The sequence below is a fragment of the Planomonospora algeriensis genome (assembly GCF_977012225.1).
Window position 1 is genome coordinate 1 of the sequence record NZ_CDRNDK010000561.1, and the last position, 3,615, is coordinate 3,615.

Consider the following 3,615-nt stretch of genomic DNA (forward strand, 5'->3'; position numbering starts at 1 on the left):
GAACGACCAGCGGCCCTGCCCGCCGGGGTCATCGGCGCGGATGTGCTTCAGCTCGCCCGACTGGTCGCCGTAGCGGACGCTCACGCCCGCTTTGGCGTAGGCGGTACGGCGGTGCTCCAGGGCGGCGTTGTAGAGCTGCCGGTGGTCTTCCAGGCACGCGGTGAGCGCGGCTGCCTGTCGGGCGGTGGGGCGCAGCAGGAACTTGTAGGACCTGCGCACATCCACCCCCCATCACGCTCGGTAACGATAACACCACGATATCGGCTGGCGCCGGTAAAACCGGGAAGGACGTTCATGATGCGCGGATCTGACAGGTCAGGGCACGCTCGGGCCTGGGCGGCCCTCCCGCTCCCGATTCCCCCGTCGCCTGAAGGCGACGGTCCCCTCGGGAGGCTCTGATGGCGACAGGCGCGCCCTCACCCTCATCCGAACGGCAGACGACGGGCACCGGCGGACGACGGCGCACGGGCGGCTGGACGGTGAGCAGGCTGCTCGCGGTCGGCTACGCCATCGCGTTCGGCGCCCTCGCCGTCATCGGGATCAGCTCCTACATGCGCATCGGCGCGCTGGCGGAGGAGCGGAGAGCGGTCGAGCAGACCCAGCAGACCATCGACCGGATCGAGGACCTCCGCGACCGGCTCAAGGACGCGGAGAGAGGGCAGCGCGGCTACCTCATCACCGGTCAGGACCGCTACCTCCATCCGTACCGGCAGGCGCTCCCGCGCATCGAGGAGGACCTCGCCGCCCTGCAGCGGATGACCGGGGAGGACCCCCGCCAGCAGACGACCCTCACCAGGCTCCAGCAGCCGATGCAGGAGAGGCTCGATGCGCTCGACGAGACGATCCGCCTCCGCCGGGAGCAGAGCTTCCAGGCCGCCCGCGACGTCGTCCTGAGCGATCGCGGCGCGTGGAGCATGATCGAGATCGAGACGCTGCTGAACCAGATGGAGGCCGAGGAGGAGCGCCTGCTGGAGCTACGGCAGCGCAGCAGCGTCGAGAGCGCCGCCGACACCCGGAACGTCATCCTGTGGGGCTCGCTGCTCGCGGCCCTGCTGGTCGCCGTCGCCGCGCGGTGGGCGACGCGCAAGGTGACCGGCTCCGTGGACGAGGTGGCGGCCGCGGCCAGACGGGTCGCGGCCGGTGACGTGACCCGGCCCGCCCAGGTGACCGAGCCGGTGGAGCTGGCCCAGATGGCCGAGGCCGTCAACGGCTCGGTGCAGGTCATCGCCCGGGCGCGGGACGAGGCGCTCGCCGCGGCGGCGGCCAAGGCCTCGTTCCTGGCCACCATGAGCCACGAGATCCGCACCCCCATGAACGCCGTCATCGGGATGACGGACCTGCTGCTGGAGACCGACCTCGACACCGACCAGCGGGAGCTCGCCGACACCGTGCGCAACAGCGGTGAGGCGCTGCTCTCCGTGATCAACGACATCCTGGACTACTCCAAGATCGAGGCGGGGCAGCTCGATCTCGACGACGAGCCGTTCGACGTGCGGGAGTGCGTGGAGGGCACGCTCGCGCTGATGGCCCTCGCGGCCGAGAGCAAGGGCCTCGAACTGGTCGGGGACGTCAGCCCGGACTGCCCGAGGACGCTGCGCGGCGACGTGACGCGGCTCCGGCAGGTGATCGTCAACCTGCTCAGCAACGCCGTGAAGTTCACCGACCGGGGGGAGATCGTCGTCACCGCGGACGGGCAGCGGCTCTCGGAGCGGGACGACGGCCCGGTCCGTCTCCGGGTGGCGGTCAGGGACACCGGGATCGGCATCCCGGCCGAGCGCATGGACCGGTTGTTCCGCTCGTTCAGCCAGGTGGACTCCTCGACCACCCGGGTCTACGGGGGCACGGGACTCGGTCTGGCGATCAGCCGGCGGCTCGCCCGGGCCATGGGCGGGGACCTGGAGGTCGAGAGCGAGGTCGGCGTCGGCTCCACCTTCACCCTGACCGCGGTGCTGGCAGGCTGCCCCGAGTGCCCGGCGTCCATGCCCACGCCCGCCGCCGTGGCGCTCGCCGGCAAGTCCGCCCTCGTCGTGGACGACAACGCGACCAACCGGCGCGTCCTGCGGCTGCAGCTCGCGAACTGGGGCATGGTGTGCACCGACGTCGGCACGCCGGGCGAGGCGGTGGACCTGGTCACCGGCGGCCGCTCCTACGACGTCGCCGTCCTGGACATGCACATGCCGGAGATGAGCGGGGAACAGCTGGCCGGTGTGCTGCGCGACCTGCCCGTCGGCCGGGATCTGCCGCTGGTGCTGCTGACCAGCGTGCACTGGCGGGCCCGGCTGGAGCAGAAGGAACTGTTCGACGCCGTGCTCACCAAGCCCGCCCGCAGCGCCGTGCTGCGGGAGAAGATGGCGGGCGCGATAGCCCGCAGAGGGGCCGCGACCTCCGAGGCGGAGACGGCCGGTGAGCGCCGGGAGGGGACCGAGCCGGGAGGGGCCGCCAGGAAGGGCGTCCTCAACGTGCTCCTCGCCGAGGACAACCCGGTCAATCAGAAGGTCGCCCAGCTCATGCTGGCCAGGCTCGGCCACCGGGTCGACACGGTCGACGACGGCGCGCAGGCGGTGGAGGCGGTACGGCGCACCTCCTACGACGTGATCCTCATGGACATGCACATGCCGAACATGGACGGGCTGGAGGCGACCCGGCGGATCCGCGCCGAGCAGCCGGAGACCCGGCCGTACATCGTGGCGCTGACCGCCAGCGTGCTCGGCGAGGACCAGGAGGCCTGCCGGAACGCGGGTATGGACGACTACCTGGCCAAACCCGTGCGCGCGCACGAACTGGGCGAGCTCCTGGAACCGCTGCGCCCCGCGCAGGTCGGCCTCGGTACGGCTGGCCCCGCCCCGGCGGCGGGCGTGTCCGGCGGCGGCATCTCCCCTCCGGAGGGAGCCGCCCAGGCCGGGGAGGAGCCGGATCTGCCGCCTAAGGAGTCCGAACGGCCGTCGCGCGAGACGTCCATCAGGGAGCGCCTCGACGAGCTGGCCGGACCGGACGCGGGGGAGGACGACTGGGAGATGGTCGACTACCTGGCGACCTCCTTCGTCGCCAAGGCCCCGAGCGCCCTGGAGGAACTGGAGGAGGCCGTCGCCCGGGGCCACGCCGGGGACGTGGAGAAGCGGGCGCACAGCCTGAAGGGCTCCGCCGTCAACATGGGCGCGACCGCCCTGGCGGAACTGTGCGCCCGGCTGGAGGCGCAGGGCAGGTCGGGAGAACTCTCGGCCACGGTGGAGACGATGCAGCCGCTGCGGGAGGAGCTCGACCTCGTCTGCCGCACGCTCAGGACCCTGCGCCCCGCCGTCGGCGAGGAGCAGGAGCCCGCGGCGCACGGCGAGGCGTCGCGCCGCACGAGGTGACGCGCCGCACGAGGTGACGGCGGCCGGCCGCGCCCTACGGGGTGACGATGGTCGGAACGGCGAAGAAGACGAGCATCGCGATCGCGACGCAGATGAGGAAACCGACCACTTCCCAGACCCAGTCGTGGTGGCGCTCGCCGTGCCCGGCCTGCTTGCGCCTGCGGCGGCTCCCGGCCGGCCCGGACGCGGAACGGGTCCGATGGCCGGGCTCGCGGAGCTCCGGAGCCTTGAGCCCGGTCCGGCCGTCCGGCTCCGCGGGGAA

General features: G+C 72.4%; 3 protein-coding genes. 1 reads left to right on the forward strand and 2 read right to left on the reverse strand.

Annotated features, from left to right (window positions below):
- On the reverse strand, window positions 1–225 hold a 225-nt coding region (locus tag ACWJ6R_RS32415; protein WP_449065869.1), incomplete at its 3' end, for a helix-turn-helix domain-containing protein.
- A 173-nt stretch (window positions 226–398) separates the two neighbouring features.
- On the opposite strand from ACWJ6R_RS32415, the gene ACWJ6R_RS32420 reads away from it, so the two are divergent.
- A complete protein-coding gene (locus ACWJ6R_RS32420; RefSeq protein WP_449065870.1) occupies window positions 399–3,353 on the forward strand; it encodes a response regulator in 2,955 nt (984 codons plus the stop codon).
- A gap of 34 nt (window positions 3,354–3,387) precedes the next feature.
- Here ACWJ6R_RS32420 and ACWJ6R_RS32425 read toward each other — a convergent pair.
- Window positions 3,388–3,615 (reverse strand): hypothetical protein (locus ACWJ6R_RS32425; RefSeq protein ID WP_449065871.1); only part of this gene is annotated, 228 nt, incomplete at its 5' end.

Excerpts from the sequence above, each read along its gene's own strand:
- ACWJ6R_RS32420 (WP_449065870.1), top strand. The coding sequence starts at position 399 with ATGGCGACAGGCGCGCCCTCACCCTCATCCGAACGGCAGACGACGGGC.